Raw genomic sequence first — 18703 nt, forward strand, 5'->3', positions numbered from 1 at the left:
CCGTCGTGATCGCGTAGATCGTGTTGTTGGCCCGCAGATAGCGCCGGATGGCTTCGCGCTGAATCAGACCGATGGGCCGGGCGACATACTGACTGTCGGCCAAAAGGCTGTACAGTTGATCGGAGTATGTTTTCAGGGCAAAGGGGAAGCCGTTGTAGGTGTGCGCCAGAAACAGCACCGCCCCCTGTTGGGCGTGAGTACCCAGTCGGTACCGAAAGTAGGCCGGCCAAAGTAGAAATTGCCCGATGCGCAGCCGTTCACCAGCAGAAACGGGTACCGCCCCGCGTTGCGATACCCCAGCCGGTCGTCGCTGACAAACCCAATGTCGATGTCAGCTACGTCGAGGCTGGAATGGCCGAACATCGAGATCATTCCCACGCCCTGATTGACCAGATTGGTGATTTGCAGGGTTTCGACCGGGTTATCGGTTTGCTTCGATACCGTCGTCACCCGGCTGCCCACGTAAGGCTTTTCGATGGCCTGCCTGAATTCATCGACATAGCCCCGGAACGCCTGTAGCTCGGCCCGGTTGCTGCCACCGCTCAGGTGCAGGCCATTTTTGCGCCACAGCGCGGGCTCGTCCGTATTTTCATGGGCCTGCACCTTCGCCAGATAGTCGAGCACGCTCTGGGAGCGAATGGCGTTCAGCCGGCCGATTGGCATGGCTGGAATGTTGGTCGCTTCACCGTTCAGCCCTTCAACCAGCCCCAGATCTGAGCCCGGCCAGCCCGCGTTCGGAATCAGGTCGAGCAACGGACCGTTGGCGTTTTTGCGGATGCCCTGCGGATCGCGCGACTGCCCGATCAGGAACATGAATTTTGGCCCCGTTCCGCCAGCGAGCATATAGGTCGCAAACCGCCTGATTGCCAGCGGGTGCCGCTCGCCGTAGCTGAACTGATCGAATAAGTCGCCAATGTTCACGGTCAGCGTATCGTAACTCCCCCCGGCCAGCGACGCCCGGTAAGCGGCATAGGTCTGTACCGGGTCGGTGGCTGCACCGGCTGGCTGACGCAGCAGGGGGTGCGTAACGATGAGGTAGTTGTGTCGTGCCGGGTTTATCTGCCGAAACCGTACGGGTGTCAGACCCGTCACCGGGCGGGGCTGACTGCTGACAAACAGGCGTCGGCTGGTCTGCGTATTCAGAACGACGCCCCGCCAGTGATCTGCTGCGTTAGTGCCAACCATACTGACCGCGTCGGGCGTGCTGATGTCGAAAACACGGGTACCGGATGGGCTCCCCGGCAGGTCGAGCAGGCTGCGGCCGGTGGCGGTTGGGCGTAGTTGCAGCCATTGATCGGCCGGGCCGGTTGCCGTAATGCGCTGCGGGTAGCGAAGCGTCAGATACGAAACCGACGCTTCTTCACCCGATTCGCGCGGCTGAGCCGTCAGCAAAACCTGTTTAGTTGTCGAGAGATCGGTAGCCGACAGATCGGCTTCAAACCGGCTGGTGACGTAGTTGTCAAAGGCAGCGTTGCCCAGCAGGCGCAGCGAACCCGCCGACGCACCCGCGCTAAAGGCAATGCGGTGGGCCGTCGGCGTTCGACCCACAACAAGCCAACTGGCATGCGGGGAAGCGGTTGCCGAATCAGCGTAGTTGGTGAGGTTAACCGTCTGATCGTAGCGGTCGGTGGACTTCAGAATCGGCCCGGTCCAGCCCTCGCCCGCGTCGTACCCACTCAGAATGGCCCCATTGCTGGCCGTGGCCCCCAGGGGGTAGATCGTTCCGGGCGGGTAGGTCTGGGTGAACACCCGCCGTTCTTCAGCCCAATGCCAGGGTTCGGGGGTCAGACTTTTCTCATCCGTATCCGTGTACGTCGCCATGCGTCGCCCCGGTTGTCCATCTGTTCGGTAGGTCAGAAAGTAAGCCGTTGTGTCGCTGAACAGGCTGTAGTAGGGGTGGGGCATACTACCGGCCGGGCGGTAAAGCAGCGAATCGGGCGCACCGTCGTTGCCTTGTCCGTAGAAGTCGATGTAGTCGGCGGTGTCGAATCGGCCATCGGCTTCGCCAGCGACGTAAATAGCCTGTTCGATGCCCCGATGAAACAGCTGAATCGCTGCCGGATTCAGCGATGATACAGGCCAGCCAGCCTTTTGGAGCTCTGCGGGCGTGATGCGGTACAGGCCCGGTTGAACAACGGGTATTTTCAGGTAGGTCTGTTGATAGCTGATCCACTCATTGCCCGTCCGCACCGACTGACTCCAGCTGGTCTGGATGGTAAGCAACAGAATGAATGTCAGGAAGATACGGTGCATAAGGTTGCAAGCTCGACAATCGCGTGCACACTTCGTGCCGATCTTGCCTATGATTTACCATTCGGGGCGCAATTGCAACCGTTCATCCCGGAAATCAGAATAATCTTAAAAGGTACTTTGCATTGCATAGTACCTTGTGCCTATATTTGTCAATATAAAGAGCGAAAGAATGAGAGAGTGAAAGAGCGAAAGCTCCTCGACCTGCTGCTTTCGCTCTTTCGCTCACTCACACTTTCGCTCTTTAATCTTATGAATATCGAAAATGCACAGGTGCAGATGCGGAAGGGGATTCTGGAATTCTGCATCCTCCACATCATATCGCGGGGCGAAGTATACGCGTCCGATATGCTCGATGAGCTGACCTCTGCCCGGATTATGGTGGTGGAAGGAACGCTGTACCCCCTGCTGACCCGGCTTAAAAACGCGGGGCTGCTTGACTATAAGTGGGTCGAGTCGACGTCGGGGCCACCGCGTAAGTACTACCTGCTAACCGATCTGGGCCGTATGTCGCTGGAAGCGCTCAACGATACCTGGCTGGAACTGGCGGAGTCTGTCAATGCCGTCATCAGCAAAACCGATCAGCACAAAAAGCCCGGCAACGGGTCGGTTCCGGTCGAGATTCCGGTTACACCAATCACGCCTTCATCCAACGCTTAACCTTCCTTTCTGTAAAACGCCATGAAAAAGACCATAAGCATCAATATCAGCGGGGTTATCTTCCACATCGAGGAAGATGGTTACGACAAGCTGAAACAGTACCTGTCGTCGGTGCAGCAATATTTCTCGACCTACGAAGACAGTCAGGAAATTGTGACCGACATCGAAAACCGGATCGCTGAGAAGCTGCTGGCCAAACTTAAAGCGGCTGACAAACAGGCGGTTTCGTTTGAGGACGTTAATGAGCTTGTAGCAACGATGGGCTCCGTTGCCGACTTTGAAGCCGTCGAGGAGGAAGAAGTGCTGGTATCGAGCGGGGGGCGCAACTCGGCTACGGGTAGCCGTCAGGTGCCGCCGGTGGGTGCGTCGTCGGCGACCGGCGGTAGCACGACCGGTAACGTGCCGCCCGCTGGCGACTACGGTCAGCCGCGTCGGCTGGTGCGCGACCTGCGTCGGAAAACGCTGGGTGGTGTTGCCGCCGGACTGGCCCACTATTTCAACGTCGACGTTGTCTGGATTCGGCTGCTGTTCGTTGCGCTGGTCGTGGGCTTCCCGTCGCTGGCGGGGGCCTCGGGGCACAACGGCGATGTTACGGGCCCTGTGTCTGGATTTGCTGTGCTGCTGTACATCGCCATGTGGATTGCGCTGCCGGGTAGCACGGGTATCGAGGAAGACAAGACGATGAAGAAGTTTTTCCGTAACCCCGACGATAAAGTACTGGGGGGCGTAGCATCGGGTATTGCGGCTTATTTCGGCGTCGATCCCGGTATCGTGCGGTTGTTGTTTGTGCTGGGTATCGTGTTGTTTGGCGTTGGTTTCCTGCTGTATGTCGTGCTGTGGATAATTTCTCCGGCGGCAAATACCGTGACCGAGAAAATGGAGATGCAGGGTCAGCCTATCACGCTCTACAACATCGAAAACAGTATCAAACAAAGCCTGAATATCAACGAGTCGCCAAACAACGAAACTGGCTTCACCCGTGTGCTGCTGTTTCCGTTTCGGGCCGTAGCCATGATCCTGAAAGGATTAGGTAGTGCGCTGGGACCGTTTCTGAACGGCGTTGTTACGCTGATTCGGGTATTATCCGGGGTGATACTATTGCTGCTGGCCTTCGCCGGGATGATCGCCTGTCTGGCGTTTCTGGGCGCGGCAATCGGGCTGAACACGGTGCAGACGGGTAATTTTCCCCTGGAGATGATCCGGGCTGATATTACGATGCCGATGGTGCTGTCGGGTGTTGTGGCCGGGCTGATTCCTGCTTTCGGGCTGGCGGTGCTAGGGGTGATGCTCATCACGACGCGGCCGGTGATCAGTAGCCGTGTGGCCCTGTCGCTGGCGGGCGTTTGGCTGGTGGCGCTGTTTATCCTGGGTGGTACAGTTGCCCCACTTATCAATAGCTTCCAACGCCGGGGCAAGGTGGAAGAAACGGTCATGCTCAACACGACCGGTGGAATACCGACGTTCGCACTCGACGATTCAGATGCCGATTGGAAGCCATCAATCGAGTTGGAAGGCTATGAAGGAACGGCGATTCAACTGGTGAAAAAGTACCGCTCGCAGGGTAGTAGCCGTGACGACGCGCAGGCCAATGCCCGGCAACTTCGTTACCAATACAGCATACGGGATTCTGTGGTGCGATTTGACGACGGTGTGGCGCTGGCTCCGGGGGCGCATTTCCGGGCTCAGGACCTCGACATGACGCTGCGTATTCCGTACGGCACGCCCTTTCGGATGACTGAAGCCTTCGCTCGCTTTATACGCAACGAGTTTGGCAGCAAAGAACTCGACCGGATGGAAGCCAGCGTGTGGTCGTTCACGAAAGAAGACGGCCTGACCTGCCTGAATTACCCCCGCGAACGCAACCGTAGCTATGACAGTGAGGACAACGACGTTACCGACCTAACCGATGAAGTACAGAGTGCCGTTTCTGACGAACTGGGCGACGACTTCGATGAAATTGGCGACCACACCCGGCAGTTCACAGTACGCGAATTCTCGAAAGTCGACGTGAGTGGTGCGTTTGTCGTGCGGTTCCGCAAGGGCGATCAGTATAAGGTGGTAGCCGATGGCAGCGAAGACGATCTGGACGATGTCGACGTGGAAGTAACCGGCGAAACGGTCAACGTGTCGATGAAAAAGACGGGGGTGTTCAACTGGAACAACCGGCAGCGCATCGGCCTGACCATCACGGTGCCGTCGATCGACGAACTGAAACTTTCGGGAGCCTCGAAAGCAAACCTGACGGGATTCGGCAACTATAGCAACCTGGGTATTTCGATGAGCGGTGCCTGCCGGACGGTGTTCGACGGTACGGTACAGGATTTGTCAGTTGACCTGTCGGGCGCATCGAATCTTGTGCTGCGGGGCCGGGCTACCAAGTTCGACGCTGAGCTCAGTGGTGCCAGCAAGATCGAAGCGGAGCAGATGGAGATCAGCGACGCCCGCGTCGACGCCAGCGGAGCCAGCCACGTGAGCTTGGGCAACGTCCCCAAACTTGAATCAGAAACCTCCGGCGCGAGCAAAGTAACCCGGCAGAATGATTGAGTTATAGAATAGTTGAATGACAGAATGATTGAGTGATTGAATAGCAGGATGCACCAGCTCATTCAATCACTCAATCATTCATTTGCTATATGTGTACACGTGTCCCATCCACGAGGAAGAGCTTGCAGGAGAATAAATGTGCCGAAATTCGGCTTTATTGATTCGTCCCTGCTGGTCAAAGATGAGCCGATGCTCCATGTTCGAGCTGGGTTGCTCGTAGCAGTTGAGGTCAATACAATTACGCTGACTGGAACTGATCCTGTTGTTGCGAGTGCCGAAGTTGTAAGTTGGAAATTGAAGCGGTACTTGTTGGGCCCATGTGTTAGAATACTGGTCGTAGGTGTACGTAATGTGTACGGTCGTGTTGGGCGATGACTCCATGAACTGCTGCTCCTGCGTGATGTTGCCTTCTTTCCATGTTGCCTCATAGCGACGGCCGAACGAGTAAGACAGCCGGGTTGTCTCAAGCTGGCCGGTTGCATCGTAGTGAAATTCATGGACTTGGTTTAGCCTACCCCGCGTCGTCTGCCATCCCGTTGAACTGGTACTTATTCCGCTATACTGTAGCGCCATAACCAATTGCCGCTTTTGATTGTGGCGGTATATAGTCATACCTACCAGGCCGACTGATGATGGTGATCCGTTATAATCACCAAAGCCCAGATAGCTTCGCTTAAGCAAGCCGTCGTAATAGTCACCTAATTGGTAACTATCGTATCCGTACGATAACGGTTGATAGATGCCGGTCAGATTGCCAGCCCCGTCGTATGTGTACGTAATAACTGAGGTAGGAGTGGTGGTCGATGTCATGCGGATAACCCGACCAGACGGACCGGTACCCAGTTGCGAGACGCGGGAGAAATCGACGGTTGCTGGAAAATCAATCAACGAATCGCTGGCTGTAATAGCATACAGGCTAGTCGTATCGTCAACTGGCTGTGGATCGCCTGGCGAACAGGCATTCAGGCCCATTACGACCCAGAAAAAGAAGTGTAGATGAACATTCCGCATGACCAGCGAATGTATTGAATAACACGACAACCGCGCAACTAATTGACTAAGTGGCCTGTACGCCAGTTTAGTCAGTCGGTTGCGCGGTTGTCGTGTCTTCGCCGATTTTACACCTCCCTCGCGGCTTCGCGCTGGGTTTCGATCTTGTCTTTAATGACTTCCTTTTCCTGACTGCGGTTTTCGCGTTCGAACACTTTGATCAGCACCACGAAATAGGAGAGCAATAGCGGCCCCATCACCAGCCCCAGAATACCGAAGATAGGTACGCCCAGCACGATACCGGCCAGCGTAATCCAGGGGTGAATGTCGCCCATGCGCTTAGCCAGCGCGATGCGCAGCAGGTTGTCGATGTTGATAATGACGATAGCGCCGACCAGCAGAATGCCGATACCCTGCGTGGTATTGCCCTCAGAAATCTGAATCAGACCCGCCGGTGCCCAGACAATAGGTGTCCCCAATACGGGGATAAACGCCATAAAGAACGAAACGACTCCCCAGAAGGGCGCGTCGGGTACGCCAAAAATCCAGAGTGTTGCCCCCGTCAATGCGCCCTGTACCAGACAGACCAGTGCCTGCCCCAATACGTTGGCATTGACGTTGTTTTTCAGTGATTCGCCCAGCTCTTCCTGCGTGTCTTTTTTGAACGGCAGGTACTTTTGGAGGCCTTTCTCGAAGTCTTCTTTCTGGGTAAACATGTACCACATCGTGAAAAACATCAGGCCGATAATCACGATAAAATCCAGGGTACTGCCAGCAATAGACGGCAGCAGTCGGCTGGCATAGGTTCCGGCCTGCGACAGTGCCGTGCGGATATTTTGCTGGCTGGTAATCTCATACCCAGTCAGGTCTTCGATTTTCTTAGCCAGGGCCAGAATCTGATCGCTGTGCTGGATGTAGTACTGAATTCGGCCAACCAACAACAGGCTGAGCGTCAGGAACGGCATGATGATGACGAACAGCGAAAAGAGAATCAGCAGCGTAACGACCAGTGACCGGTTCCAGCCACGCTTGATGGCCAGCGCGTTGAACCAGGGGAGTAGCACGACGTAGAGAATGCCCGCGCCGAGGAAGGCGGAGATATATCCGCTGAGTCCGAAAACGATGAAGCCGCCGATAATAATCAGGCTGGCGATGAGCAGCACCCGCTGCTGTTTAGTAGTATATATGTTGACCATGAGCGAAAACGCGGTGTGTCTATGGTGATGTACAGGCACCTAACCCGCTTTTACCCCTCAATTGTTTTAAGGACGCCTTAAGCTCAGCATTCGGTGGCGCTCAGGGCCAGCCCGGCCTCCGATGTTTCCTTGTACTTGGTCGACATGTCGCGGCCGGTTGCTTTCATGACTTTGACAACCGCGTCGAGCGAAATTTTCTGCTTGCTGGCCGACCCTGCCGTGGCCAGTAAAAAAGCGTTATAGGCTTTCACCGCGCCCATCGCGTTGCGCTCGATGCACGGGATCTGCACATAGCCGCCAATCGGGTCGCAGGTCATGCCGAGGTGGTGCTCGATGGCAATTTCGGCAGCTGCTTCGATCGTGAGAATAGAGCCGGTGGGCTGGGCACAGCGCGTCAGAAAAGCCGCTCCCATTGCCGATGCCGTACCGATTTCGCCCATGCACCCCATCTCTGCCCCGGAGATGCTGGCGTTGTGCTTGACCAGAAAGCCGATGACGGCCGCTGCCAGCATCCCGCTCCGTAGCGTCGCTTTATCGTAATGAAACTGGTGCTTAGCCAGGTACGTCAGCCCCGGAATAACGCCCGACGCCCCCGACGTGGGTGCCGTAACGACGATGCCACCCGCTGCGTTTTCCTCCGATGCGGCCAGACAATACGCATTCAGGAAAATGAGGAAACTGTCGGAACGGAGTGCCGGGCCGAGCTGTCCCATGCCCTTCGCCTGCCGGTACAGCTGAGGTGCTTTGCGGCTTAGCTTGATCGAGCCGGGCAGGGTACCGTTGTGCCGTAGTCCCCGCCGGACGGCCTTATGCATGAAGTCGAGCAACTGGTCGATGCGGTGGTTGATTTCGCTGCGTGTCCGGCCGGTCAGGGCCATTTCGTTGGCCATCAGCAGCGCATCGAGCGGCAGGTTGTGGTGGGCGAGCTGGGCTTTCAACTCGGCCATTGTTCCGTACGGATATGGTACAGATACCGTTGCCGGGTCAACGACGGGCTCGCCTTTGCGGATAATGAAGCCCCCACCGATCGAATAGTATTCTTCCGAATAAAGCGTTTCGCCCTGCTCCGTCAATCGCAGCACCATCGTGTTGTGGTAGGGCGAATCGTAGCGGACGCGCTCGAAATGAATGTGTTCCGGCCCCAGCGCCACTGTCTTACCACCGATCTGAATCGCGTAGGTCTGCGAGGGGTCGCGGAGCAGGTTGAGCAGTGCCGCCGGGTCTGTCGATTCGGGTTGCCAGCCCAGTAGCCCGGCCACTACGGCCCGGTCGGTGCCGTGCCCTTTGCCCGTCGCGCTCAGCGACCCGTACAGATGCACGTGTATCGCGTCGGCGTGGGCCTGCTGGCCGGCGGGCAGCGTAGCCAGCCGTTCGCGGAAATCGAACGCGGCTTTCATGGGACCAATCGTGTGCGAACTCGACGGGCCCGGCCCAACTTTGAACAAATCAAAAATGGACGTGGTAATCGGACTGACAGGAAGCATGTCGATGAAGGATCAGAACGATAAAGGTAATGCTTGCCTGATCGAATTGTCTCTGTCTTAAACAGCATCCCGGCTGTTTGAGATAATAATTACTTCACCGGCTGGTCGAGGCCCTGAATCTGAGCCAGATAGTCGGTTGGCAGTAGAATGCGCTGCACTACCGATCGCAGTCGTAGCGCATTCAGCACCTTATACAAACCAATGCTGTGGGGCAAAATCGGGTCGGGGGTCAGGTCGAGTGGTGCGCTCACCTGCATCGGCACCAGAATCGACTGTACGCGCCGGAGCAGGTTGTAACGCCAGGTGCCCAGCTGCTCGTGATACCGCCGAAACAGCCGGTCGGTAAACTCACTGCGCGCGAGGTCGTTGTCGAGGTGATGGTGCCGGTCGATCTGCCAGTCGGTGTAGTTGGTGGGCAGATCGGGAACGCCCATCCCGGCCCCTACGGCCCGAAACGTCTGAAACAGTTCTTCGCGCTCTGCGTCGGTCAGGGGGCGGTGCAGCAACTGGTAAGCGCGCTCGGAATAATCGATCAGCATGTACAGCACGTCGCGATAGGCCCAGTCGGGAATGCTGTACCCCCGGTTCTGCTCGACGCCCTTATGGATGACACGCATCCGGTCGATGGCCTGCCGGGCACGCTCGTCGGGAGCAAAGACAATCTCCTGCGCGTAGCGAACCGTCGAGAACAACCGGGCAATGGGATCAGCCGGAAGCCGACCCGTAAAAAACAGCCAGTCGACAGCTTTGTTGAGCGCAAATTCAGCCGCCGATCCAGCAAAAATCAGCAGGATCACGTCGGCGTCGCCCCATATTCGACGTACCACCGACCCCGGCCGGACGAAGTAATTCATTGAGTTCAAGGTTTGATGTTTACCGTTTAAGGTTAGGCGAAAGCAACGTCAAACGTTAAACATCAAACCTTAAACGAACCGTCACATTGCCAATACAACGAATTCGACGCGCCGGTTCTTTTGTTTGTTTGCCTCTGAATCATTGGGGGCGATGGGCTGCGTGTCGCCAAAGCCGTGAACCCGAAGGCGACTTTCGGCAATGCCGTGCCGCGCCAGATACGCCCGAATCACGCTGGCCCGGTTTTCCGACAGCGCCTGATTCAGCCGCCGGTCGCCCACATTATCGGTATGACCGACGACCAGAATTTTCAACTGAGGAACGGTTTGCAGGGTCTTCACCAGCTTGTCGAGCTGCGGGTATGATTCGGGGCGGAGCGTGTAGGTACTTTGCTCAAAATAAACGTCGTCGAGCTGAAACGACTGGTTGACGGCCAGGTTACGGAACACTGTGTCTGGTTTGGCCGTTGGGCTGGTTTTGGCCCGTTCGGGGCTGACTGTCGGCTGCTGCCTGTCGAGTTTGATGATGTATTCGTAATCGTGGCAGGTATCGCACGACACCACCATCAGCTCTTCGGCTTCGTGGTAGCCCGGAGCCATTGCCAGCACGTCGAGCGTATCGGTTTGTGTCAACACAAAATTGAATGACGATGTGCTGGGGCTGGTGAATACCTTGCGGGCCTGAATGGCCGTAACCGAAAATTGCGCCGAGATTACCGCTTCCGTCTTACTGTCGACCGCTTTAAGGGAAAAAAGCGTGCGTGAAGGCTTTTTCAGCGCCACCGACTGACCGTGGCCGGGCAGCACAAACAGCAGGAGCACAAAGGCAAATAGAACACGCATAAGTAACAGATGTAATCGGGGTAATGTATCAAAAGGAATGCCGGAATTGACGGCCGTTCGGGGATGAATATACGTGCATTGGCCGTAGAATGCGAGTCTGCGCCGAGCCCGTCGTTGGGGCAATCCGGTTAATGTAACCGGACTATTCTGTTCGGGGCTATGGTTAAAGACAGGCTATGCCGTACTTTTGAACCAAAGCCTGAACGATTACATGAAACTTTTTCGCTTCGGCCCCAGCGGCCACGAACGCCCCGGCGTCGTTCTCTCATCCGGTCAGTCGATTGACGTAACGCACTTCGGCGAAGACTACGACGAATCGTTTTTTACCACCAACGGCCTGGCCCGGCTGGCGCACTGGCTCGACTCTCACGCGCAGAACTGCCCGGAGGTGTCGCCCGACGAACGGTTTGGGTCGTGCGTAAAACGCCCCTCGAAGATTGTCTGCGTCGGACTGAACTACGCCAAACATGCCGCCGAAACCAACGCCCCCATCCCGGCCGAACCCATTCTGTTTTTCAAGGCAACAACGGCCCTGTGCGGCCCCAACGACGACGTGGTGATTCCCAAGCGGTCGGAAAAAACTGACTGGGAAGTTGAACTCGCTATCGTGATTGGCAAGCGCGCCAGCTACGTGGAACTCGACGAAGCGATGGACTACATTGCCGGGTATGCGCTGCACAATGACTACAGCGAACGCGCCTGGCAACTGGAGCGTGGCGGGCAGTGGGTGAAGGGCAAAAGCGCCGACACGTTTGCGCCCCTGGGTCCGTATCTGGTCACGACCGACGAGATCACCGAACCCAACAAGCTTCCCCTCTGGCTGACGCTCAACGGCGAAAAACTTCAGGACTCGAACACCGACGACATGATTTTCGACGTACCGACGCTGGTCAGCTACATCAGTCAGTTCATGACCCTGCTGCCCGGCGACGTTATCTCGACGGGAACCCCCGCCGGTGTCGGTCTGGGTCTGAAACCCCAGCGCTACCTCAAGCCCGGCGACGTGGTCGAACTCGGCATCGACGGCCTCGGCCAGCAAAAGCAAACAGCAGTAGCGTTTACTTAAAAATGAGTGAATTAGTGAATGAGTGATTGAGTGAATATTCTGCGTCAGCCTTATTCGCTCAATCACTCATTCGCTCATTCACAATTGACTATGACTATCGACGCGCATCAGCATTTTTGGCATTATGATCCTGTGCGGGATAGCTGGATTACCGACGACATGGCGGTGATTCAGCGCGACTTTCTGCCCGAAGATCTCGAACCCGTACTGGTGCAGAACGGTATCGACGGCTGCGTGGCCGTACAGGCCGATCAGTCGCTGGCCGAAACGCAGTTTCTGGTGCAGATGGCGCAGACCTACGACATCGTAAAAGGCGTTGTCGGCTGGGTTGATCTGACCGCGCCCGATCTGCGGGATCAGTTGAGCGAACTGGCGCAGTACCCGGAATTGAAAGGCTTCCGCCACGTAGCGCAAGCCGAGCCTAACGATTTTCTGGCGCGTCCGGCTATCGTAGCCGGTATCCGGCAACTGGCGGAGTTTGGGTTTACCTACGACATTCTGATTTATCCGAATCAGCTGAAAGCCGCGCTGCATCTGGTTCGGGAAGTGCCGGAAGTCAGCTTCGTCGTCGACCACATCGCGAAGCCGTACGTCAAAACAGGGGAGATCACCCGCTGGTCGAACTTTATGACGCAACTGGCCGCGCAGCCCAATGTGCAGTGCAAACTGTCGGGGCTGGTAACCGAAGCCGACTGGCAGAACTGGAGCAAGCGCGATTTCTTTCCGTACCTGAACGTTTTGTTTGATCGCTTCGGCCCTGACCGGCTTATGTTCGGCTCCGACTGGCCCGTTTGTCTGGTTGCAGCCAACTATACGCAGGTTAAAACGCTGATCGAGGAATACGTCGACCCGTGGGGCAGCGACGTTCGCGACAAGATTTTCGGCGCGAATGCCGTATCGTTTTACCGGCTGTAACGAACTACGTTGTTTTGCCCTCGTTGGTACCGGATGCCCCCTCACCGGCAGCGGCCGACCGTCCCGGCCCCTCTCCCAAAACGGGAGAGGGGAGCAGTACACTCCTTTTTTCTCCCCTCTCCCGTTTTGGGAGAGGGGTTGGGACGGTCGGCCGCTGCCGGTGAGGGGTTTCTGCCGGTGAGGGCCTTTTATACCTAAACCAATCATTTCTACACTATGGCATTGCCAACACCAACCACCCCCGTTAAAATTAAGCCCGGTTCGGGGGGCAGCTACGGGCTGGCGTTTGCGCTGGTTACCAGTCTGTTTTTTCTGTGGGGACTGGCCAACAGTCTCAACGGGTCGCTCATCAAGCAGTTTCAGATCGCCCTCGACCTCAACCGGTTTCAGGCGGGGATTGTCGATTTTGCGTTCTACCTAGGGTATTTCTTTATGGCCCTGCCAGCGGGTTACGTTATGCGCCGGTTTGGCTATAAGCGCGGTATCCTGCTCGGGCTGATTCTATACGGCGGGGGGCGTTTCTGTTCTACCCGGCGGCCGAAGCGCGGGTGTACGGCTTCTTTCTGGTCGCGCTGTTTACGATGGCCTGCGGCATTGCCTGTCTGGAAACGGCCGCTAACCTCTACGTAACCGTGCTGGGCGACCCGGAAAAATCGGAGTGGCGGATCAACTTCTCGCAGTCGTTCAACGGTATCAGTATCATCATGGGGCCGATCATCGGTGCCCTGTTTATTTTCTCGAAAACGGAGTACACCCCCGAAATGCTGACGGCGATGGCCCCGGCGGAGGCCGAAACGATCCGGGTGCAGGAAGCCCTGTCGGTGCAGGGGCCGTATCTGGTGATCGGGACGATTATCGCGCTGGTGACGCTGCTGTTTGCGTTTACGAAAATGCCCGAAGTGGGTGAGGAAGAAGAAACCAACAGTAATGTGTCGATCGGGCGGCTGTTTCGGCACCGGCATCTGGTGCTGGGCATTGTTGCGCAGTTTGCCAACGTCGGGGCGCAGGCCGTGCTGTGGGGCTACTTCGTCGATCTTAAACTCGACTTTTCGCGCGATGTTCACTGGGGGCCGGCACTCGGCTTTATGCACCTGATTAACGGCCTGACGGGTAACGAAGGCGGTCAGCTGTCGGCAACGCAGATTGCTGGTTTTCACGCGTCATTTGCGCTGGTGCTGCTGATGCTGGGCCGCTTCGTCGGTACGTTCCTGATGACCAAAATGCGCCCGAATCTGGTGTTAGCGATTTTCTCCGCCGTCGCCGTCGCGCTGGTTGCCATCGCCATTACCGTTGGCGGATTGACCGCTGTAATCGCCCTGAGCTTCGTGTACTTCTGCCAGAGCATCATGTTCCCGACCATCTTCGCGCTGGCGACGAAAAATCTGGGTGCTGAATCGAAACTGGCGTCGTCGCTGGTGATTATGAGTATCGTCGGCGGGGCCGTGATGCCGCTCGTAGCTGGTGGCTTATTCGCCAGCGGGGCTGTCTACGCGCTGATCGTACCGCTGGTGTGTTTCGCTTACATCGTGTTTTTCGCGGCCAGTGGCTACAAGATTACATCGACTGACCTGCGCACGCCCAACACCCCACCCGAACTCGTTCCCTGATATGCGTTACTGCCTCGCCCTCGACCTCAAAGACGACCCCGCGCTGATCGCCGAATATGAACGGCAGCACGTGCAGATTCGCCCCGAAATCGACGCCAGTATCCGTACGTCGGGTATCAACGATATGCAGATTTTTCGGGTCGGCAATCGGCTGTTCATGATTATCGAAACGGACGAAAACTTTTCGTTCGACACCAAAGCGGCTATGGACGCGGCCAACCCGGCGGTGCAGGAGTGGGAAACGTTCGTCAGCACGTTTCAGCAGCCATTACCCTTCGCCAGACCCGGCGAAAAGTGGGTACTGATGAAGCAGATCTTCGCGTTGTAGTCTATCGGCGGCTATACCCATCCATGCCCTTCAGAAGTAGGGTTGTTGAGACGATAATGACTGATTCAGCCTTGTAACATAAACTGCATCTGGAATATGGAAAAGGATAAGCCGACGAAAAAAGACATTCCTTCGTTGCTGCTAGAGGGCGTAAAACTAGGCCACCGGCGACTGGTCGAGCAGGCGAAACGCGAGGATGATACACTCGTCATCATGCGCGACGGCAAGATCGAACATGTGCGGGCGAGGGAACTGTAGCGTTTGACATACTACCAGTCGGTAAATCACGCATTACCAAATCAGAAGGGGTCCCGGTCAGCAATAAACCATATTGCTGACCGGGACCCCTTCTGATTTGGTCTAGACCGGATTGAGGAACGCCTTTTTCGTCATGCAGTGCGGGCGGTTCTGGCAGAGCGGTCAATTACTGTTTTATCGGTAGTCGCTGCGCTTATACGGTGGCCAGACTAAACGGCAATTTACGGATGCGCTGACCCGTCAGGTCGAAAATGGCGTTGGTCAGGGCGGGGGCGAAGGCGGGTAGGCCCGGCTCACCGACACCACCCGCATCGGCGTCGTTGTCCATGATAAACACGTCGATGGGCGGAATATCGGTGATGCGCGGCATCTGGTACGAGTAGAAGTTTTTGTCGACCGCCATCCCGTCTTTAAACGTTACTTCATGCTGCGTGGCTGCGCCGAGCGCCATCACGATACTGCCCTCAACCTGCGCCTTTACGGTGTCGGGGTTTACGTACCAGCCGCAGTCCATCACCGCCCAGACGTGGTCGATTTTTACTCCGCCATCCGGGTTTTTCGATACTTTCACCACCTGCCCGACGGTGCTGGAAAAGCATTCGGTAATGGCCATGCCATAGCCCTCGCCCGGTTTGCGGCTGTTCCAGCCCGACACCTCGGCCAGTTTGTCGAGTTGCTTCTGCACCCGTTCGTCGGGTAGGTGCTCGCGCCGGAAGGTCATTGGGTCCTTGCGGGCTTCGTGGGCCAGTTCGTCCACAAAACTCTCGTAGGCAAACCCGTTGGTCGACGCGTACACCGACCGCCACCATAGTACCGGCATGGGTGTTTCAAACGGTACGTCGGCGATGCTCAGGTTTTTGATGCTGTCGGTGTAGGGTTTGAGAAAACCTTCGTCGGTGCTGTCGTTGGGTTTGTCTTTGGGGGCACCCATCCAGTGACCAAGATTCTGACCCGCCATCCGCAGTTTAAACGCGCTGATTTTGCCGTCGGCGAGCGCACCTTCGCAGCGATACGAAACGCCGGGGCGGAAGGGCCCCTGCGTGGTGTCGTCTTCCCGCGTCCAGACGACCTGAATCGGTGCACCGACCGCTTTGGAGATAAACACGGCTTCGTGCGGGTAGTCCATGAACGCCTTCCGGCCAAAGCCACCTCCCAGAAAAGTCATGTTGACGATGACTTTCTCGCGGGGGACGTTCATTTCTTTGCTGATGGAATCCTGCACCCAGTCGGGGGCCTGAATCGGTCCCCAGATTTCGACCTTGTTGGCCTGGTAATGCGCGGTGCAGTTGAGCGGCTCCATACAGCTATGAGACTGGTAAGGTGTTTCATACACCACGTCCAGCTTCGTTGCTCCCTTCGCCAGCGCGTCGGTCACGTCGCCCTGCTTTTTGAGCGACAGCCCCTCTTTTGTTTGCAGGGCTTCCTGCTGCCGCTTATATATCTCGTCGGTGTTCAGGTGCTCGAACCCGCTGTCGTCCCAAACTACTTTCAGTGCTTTTTTGCCCTGCAAAGCCGCCCAGGTCGAATCGGCGACGATGGCCACGCCTTCCCGGTACGTGCTGTAGACCAGCATCTTTACCTTCAGTACGTGTTTGACACCGGGTACTTTGCGGGCGGCTGTGTCGTCGAAGCTTTTCACCTTACCGCGCATCCGGGGGTTCCGTTCGACAGCCGCGTAGAGCATGCCCGGCAGGGTTTTGTCCAGCCCGAAGCCCGCTGTGCCGTTGGTTTTCAGCGGGGTATCGGGCCGGTGCAGCGGCTTACCAATCTGCTTGTAGTCGGCCCGTTTTTTCAGTACCACATCTTTGGGTGGTTCCAGTTTGGCGGCATCGGCAACCAGCGTTCCGTAGTTCGCTTTCTTACCCGATGGCTTATGAATTACGTGTCCGGCTTCGGCGTAGCAGTCCGCAGCGGGTACGCTCCACTGGTTGGCTGCGGCCTGAATCAGCATTTCGCGGGCGGTAGCACTCAGTTTGAGCAGGTTCTTGTACGAGCCGCGAACCGTCGAGCTGCCGCCGGTGATCTGACTACCGTATTTTTTGTTGCCCTGTGCGAAAACGACGGCTACTTCATCAAGCGCCACTTCCAGTTCTTCGGCAATGATCTGCGGCACGGCCTGATACGACCCCTGACCCATCTCGGCCCGGTGATCGGTGATTGTCACCTTGCCCAGCGCATCGATGCGAATCCAGGCGTTCATGTCGGTGCCGAGGTTCGCAGTCCCGGCCGTGTTGATAATCTCGGCCTCTTCGGCGCGGGCAGGCAAATAAAGACCCAGCGAAAGCATGACCCCGGTCAGGCCCGATACTTTCAGGAAATTCCGGCGGGAAACGGGTTGCGTATCCATAATCGGTTCAGGGTTTGGGCGCAAACGCGCCGGTTTTAATCCAGGTAGTCCAGGCTTTGGTAAACTCGGCATGACTCAGGGGCGGCAGCGTACGCCCTTCGCCGGGGTTCCAGCCCGCCACCACCAGCCCATCGTGTGCGTGTTCGAGCAACTGCTCCCTGTTTTTACCCCCGTTCTGTTTGGGGTCGATCAATTGTTTCGCCAGCTGATTCGGGGTGCGTCCCTGAAACACCATGCGGGCCGTGGCCGGAGGCAGGTGCCAGTTGGGGTTGCCCGGCGGAGTATGCACGCCCGGCAGGTTGGTGGGCTGGTGGCAGTTGGTGCATTTCATGGCGTAAATGCCCTTGCCGTCGGTGCCGCGCCGGGGTGCCATAGCGTGCAGATGGCTGTCGTCGCCCTGGAGCGGAATGTCGCCGGCGGGGTGGCAGTTCATACAGCGCGGACTCATCAGCACCTTATACACGCTGGCGAAGGCTTTCACCGACGTTACGCTGTCTTTTTGAATGGGTGCCACGGCCAACGGTACCGGCCGCATCACTGGTTTCGCTGGTTCGGTAAATGCCGACGTACCGACGGCGGTCGCGAACAGACCCGCCGATAGCAGCGCCATCAGTTTCTGATTGAGCCAGTCGGGGCGGACCAGTTGGGAAGGATGTTTCATAGATACTGGAAAAAGAAAACGCAGGCGGGCGGTGACCCGGATTGCTTATTCGTTGCTGCTGCTCACCTTGCGGTCCACACCGGCAGCCGCCATGTGAATCGCTTTGCGGACGCGCAGGTAGGTGCCACAGCGGCAGATGTTCCCGGCCATAGCCGCGTCGATGTCGGCGTCGGTGGGGTTGGGGTTGTCGCGCAGCAGCACGGCCGCCGACATGATCTGCCCGGAGTGGCAATAGCCGCACTGCGGTACGTCGATCTCCTGCCAGGCCAGTTGCACCGGGTGGTCGTTGTTTTTCGACAGCCCCTCGATGGTGACGATTTTCTGCCCGTTGGCCCGGCTGACGCGGGTTACGCAGGACCGCACCGCATCGCCGTTCAGGTGGACCGTACAGGCTCCGCACTGCGCCACTCCGCAACCGAATTTGGTGCCTTTCAGCCCAACAACATCCCGGATAGCCCACAGCAGGGGCATCTGCGGATCAGCCTCGAATGAGTACTCCTTACCGTTGATGGTGCATTTTATAATTGCCATAGCTGATACTGTCGAAAGATGCTAACGCGGTTTGATCGGCTGTCTTTACCCGCGGATACGAGCCGTAATTCTATACGAGTCAGCCAACTGAGCAGATGCCAAGTTACTACGCTGTAGCGTGACAAGCAAAACCGGTAGTCAGGCTACAACCGCGTCAGGTGCTGGCGGGCGA

At 57.0% G+C, this 18703-nt stretch carries 16 protein-coding genes and 1 pseudogene; 8 read left to right on the plus strand and 9 right to left on the minus strand.

Translation table 11 applies throughout. From position 1 onward, the window contains the following. Positions 1-22: 22 nt before the first annotated feature. Positions 23-2253, minus strand: a pseudogene (gene porU2, locus HH216_RS13010) (putative type IX secretion system sortase PorU2); the annotation flags it as partial. 249 nt (positions 2254-2502) lie between these two features. Here porU2 and HH216_RS13015 point away from each other — a divergent pair. After that, positions 2503-2910 (plus strand): PadR family transcriptional regulator, encoded by a 408-nt coding sequence (locus tag HH216_RS13015; protein ID WP_169551197.1) that lies wholly within the window; start codon positions 2503-2505, stop codon positions 2908-2910. Positions 2911-2931: 21 nt separating this feature from the next. Further along, entirely contained in the window at positions 2932-5454 is a 2523-nt protein-coding gene (locus HH216_RS13020; protein ID WP_169551198.1) for a PspC domain-containing protein, read from the plus strand. A 78-nt stretch (positions 5455-5532) separates the two neighbouring features. Here HH216_RS13020 and HH216_RS13025 read toward each other — a convergent pair whose 3' ends face one another. The 5 genes from HH216_RS13025 to HH216_RS13045 all read right to left on the minus strand — a co-directional run bounded on the left by HH216_RS13025 (position 5533) and on the right by HH216_RS13045 (position 10818). Then, the gene (locus HH216_RS13025; protein ID WP_169551199.1) at positions 5533-6465 is read right to left on the minus strand and encodes a hypothetical protein; all 933 of its coding nucleotides are present in this window, start codon (positions 6463-6465) and stop codon (positions 5533-5535) included. Positions 6466-6572: 107 nt separating this feature from the next. After that, positions 6573-7640, minus strand: a complete 1068-nt coding sequence (locus tag HH216_RS13030; RefSeq protein WP_169551200.1) for an AI-2E family transporter — start codon at positions 7638-7640, stop codon at positions 6573-6575. A gap of 83 nt (positions 7641-7723) precedes the next feature. Continuing rightward, complete coding sequence (locus tag HH216_RS13035; RefSeq protein WP_169551201.1) at positions 7724-9124, minus strand: L-serine ammonia-lyase; 1401 nt, start codon at positions 9122-9124, stop codon at positions 7724-7726. 89 nt (positions 9125-9213) lie between these two features. Then, positions 9214-9978, minus strand: a complete 765-nt coding sequence (locus HH216_RS13040) for an oxygenase MpaB family protein (protein WP_169551202.1) — start codon at positions 9976-9978, stop codon at positions 9214-9216. 81 nt (positions 9979-10059) lie between these two features. Further along, on the minus strand, positions 10060-10818 hold the full coding sequence (locus HH216_RS13045) for an OmpA family protein (RefSeq protein ID WP_169551203.1): 759 nt from the start codon (positions 10816-10818) through the stop codon (positions 10060-10062). Positions 10819-11029: 211 nt separating this feature from the next. Between HH216_RS13045 and HH216_RS13050 the strand changes: the two genes are divergently transcribed. The 6 genes from HH216_RS13050 to HH216_RS13075 all read left to right on the plus strand — a co-directional run bounded on the left by HH216_RS13050 (position 11030) and on the right by HH216_RS13075 (position 14992). Further along, complete coding sequence (locus HH216_RS13050) at positions 11030-11884, plus strand: fumarylacetoacetate hydrolase family protein (RefSeq protein WP_169551204.1); 855 nt, start codon at positions 11030-11032, stop codon at positions 11882-11884. Positions 11885-11974: 90 nt separating this feature from the next. Next, on the plus strand, positions 11975-12799 hold the full coding sequence (locus HH216_RS13055) for an amidohydrolase family protein (RefSeq protein WP_169551205.1): 825 nt from the start codon (positions 11975-11977) through the stop codon (positions 12797-12799). A gap of 216 nt (positions 12800-13015) precedes the next feature. Next, positions 13016-13429 (plus strand): MFS transporter, encoded by a 414-nt coding sequence (locus HH216_RS13060; protein WP_169551206.1) that lies wholly within the window; start codon positions 13016-13018, stop codon positions 13427-13429. Next, on the plus strand, positions 13348-14406 hold the full coding sequence (locus tag HH216_RS13065; protein ID WP_169551207.1) for an MFS transporter: 1059 nt from the start codon (positions 13348-13350) through the stop codon (positions 14404-14406). The genes HH216_RS13060 and HH216_RS13065 overlap by 82 nt, the downstream gene beginning before the upstream one ends. Position 14407: 1 nt before the next feature. Then, positions 14408-14734, plus strand: a complete 327-nt coding sequence (locus HH216_RS13070; RefSeq protein ID WP_169551208.1) for an L-rhamnose mutarotase — start codon at positions 14408-14410, stop codon at positions 14732-14734. Positions 14735-14830: 96 nt separating this feature from the next. Beyond that, positions 14831-14992 carry a hypothetical protein gene (locus tag HH216_RS13075; RefSeq protein ID WP_169551209.1) on the plus strand — a complete coding sequence of 54 codons (162 nt, stop codon included), beginning with the start codon at positions 14831-14833 and terminating at the stop codon, positions 14990-14992. 193 nt (positions 14993-15185) lie between these two features. On the opposite strand, the gene HH216_RS13080 is transcribed toward HH216_RS13075, so the two are convergent. From HH216_RS13080 to HH216_RS13090, 3 genes are read right to left on the minus strand one after another with little or no spacing between them, the layout of a single operon-like run. Then, the gene (locus tag HH216_RS13080; protein ID WP_169551210.1) at positions 15186-17339 is read right to left on the minus strand and encodes a molybdopterin cofactor-binding domain-containing protein; all 2154 of its coding nucleotides are present in this window, start codon (positions 17337-17339) and stop codon (positions 15186-15188) included. Between the two features lie 7 nt (positions 17340-17346). Beyond that, positions 17347-18000, minus strand: a complete 654-nt coding sequence (locus tag HH216_RS13085; RefSeq protein WP_174842711.1) for a hypothetical protein — start codon at positions 17998-18000, stop codon at positions 17347-17349. Positions 18001-18045: 45 nt separating this feature from the next. Then, complete coding sequence (locus tag HH216_RS13090) at positions 18046-18531, minus strand: (2Fe-2S)-binding protein (protein ID WP_169551211.1); 486 nt, start codon at positions 18529-18531, stop codon at positions 18046-18048. Between the last annotated feature and the right edge of the window lie 172 nt (positions 18532-18703).

Source organism: Spirosoma rhododendri (assembly GCF_012849055.1).
Lineage (GTDB): Bacteria > Bacteroidota > Bacteroidia > Cytophagales > Spirosomataceae > Spirosoma > Spirosoma rhododendri.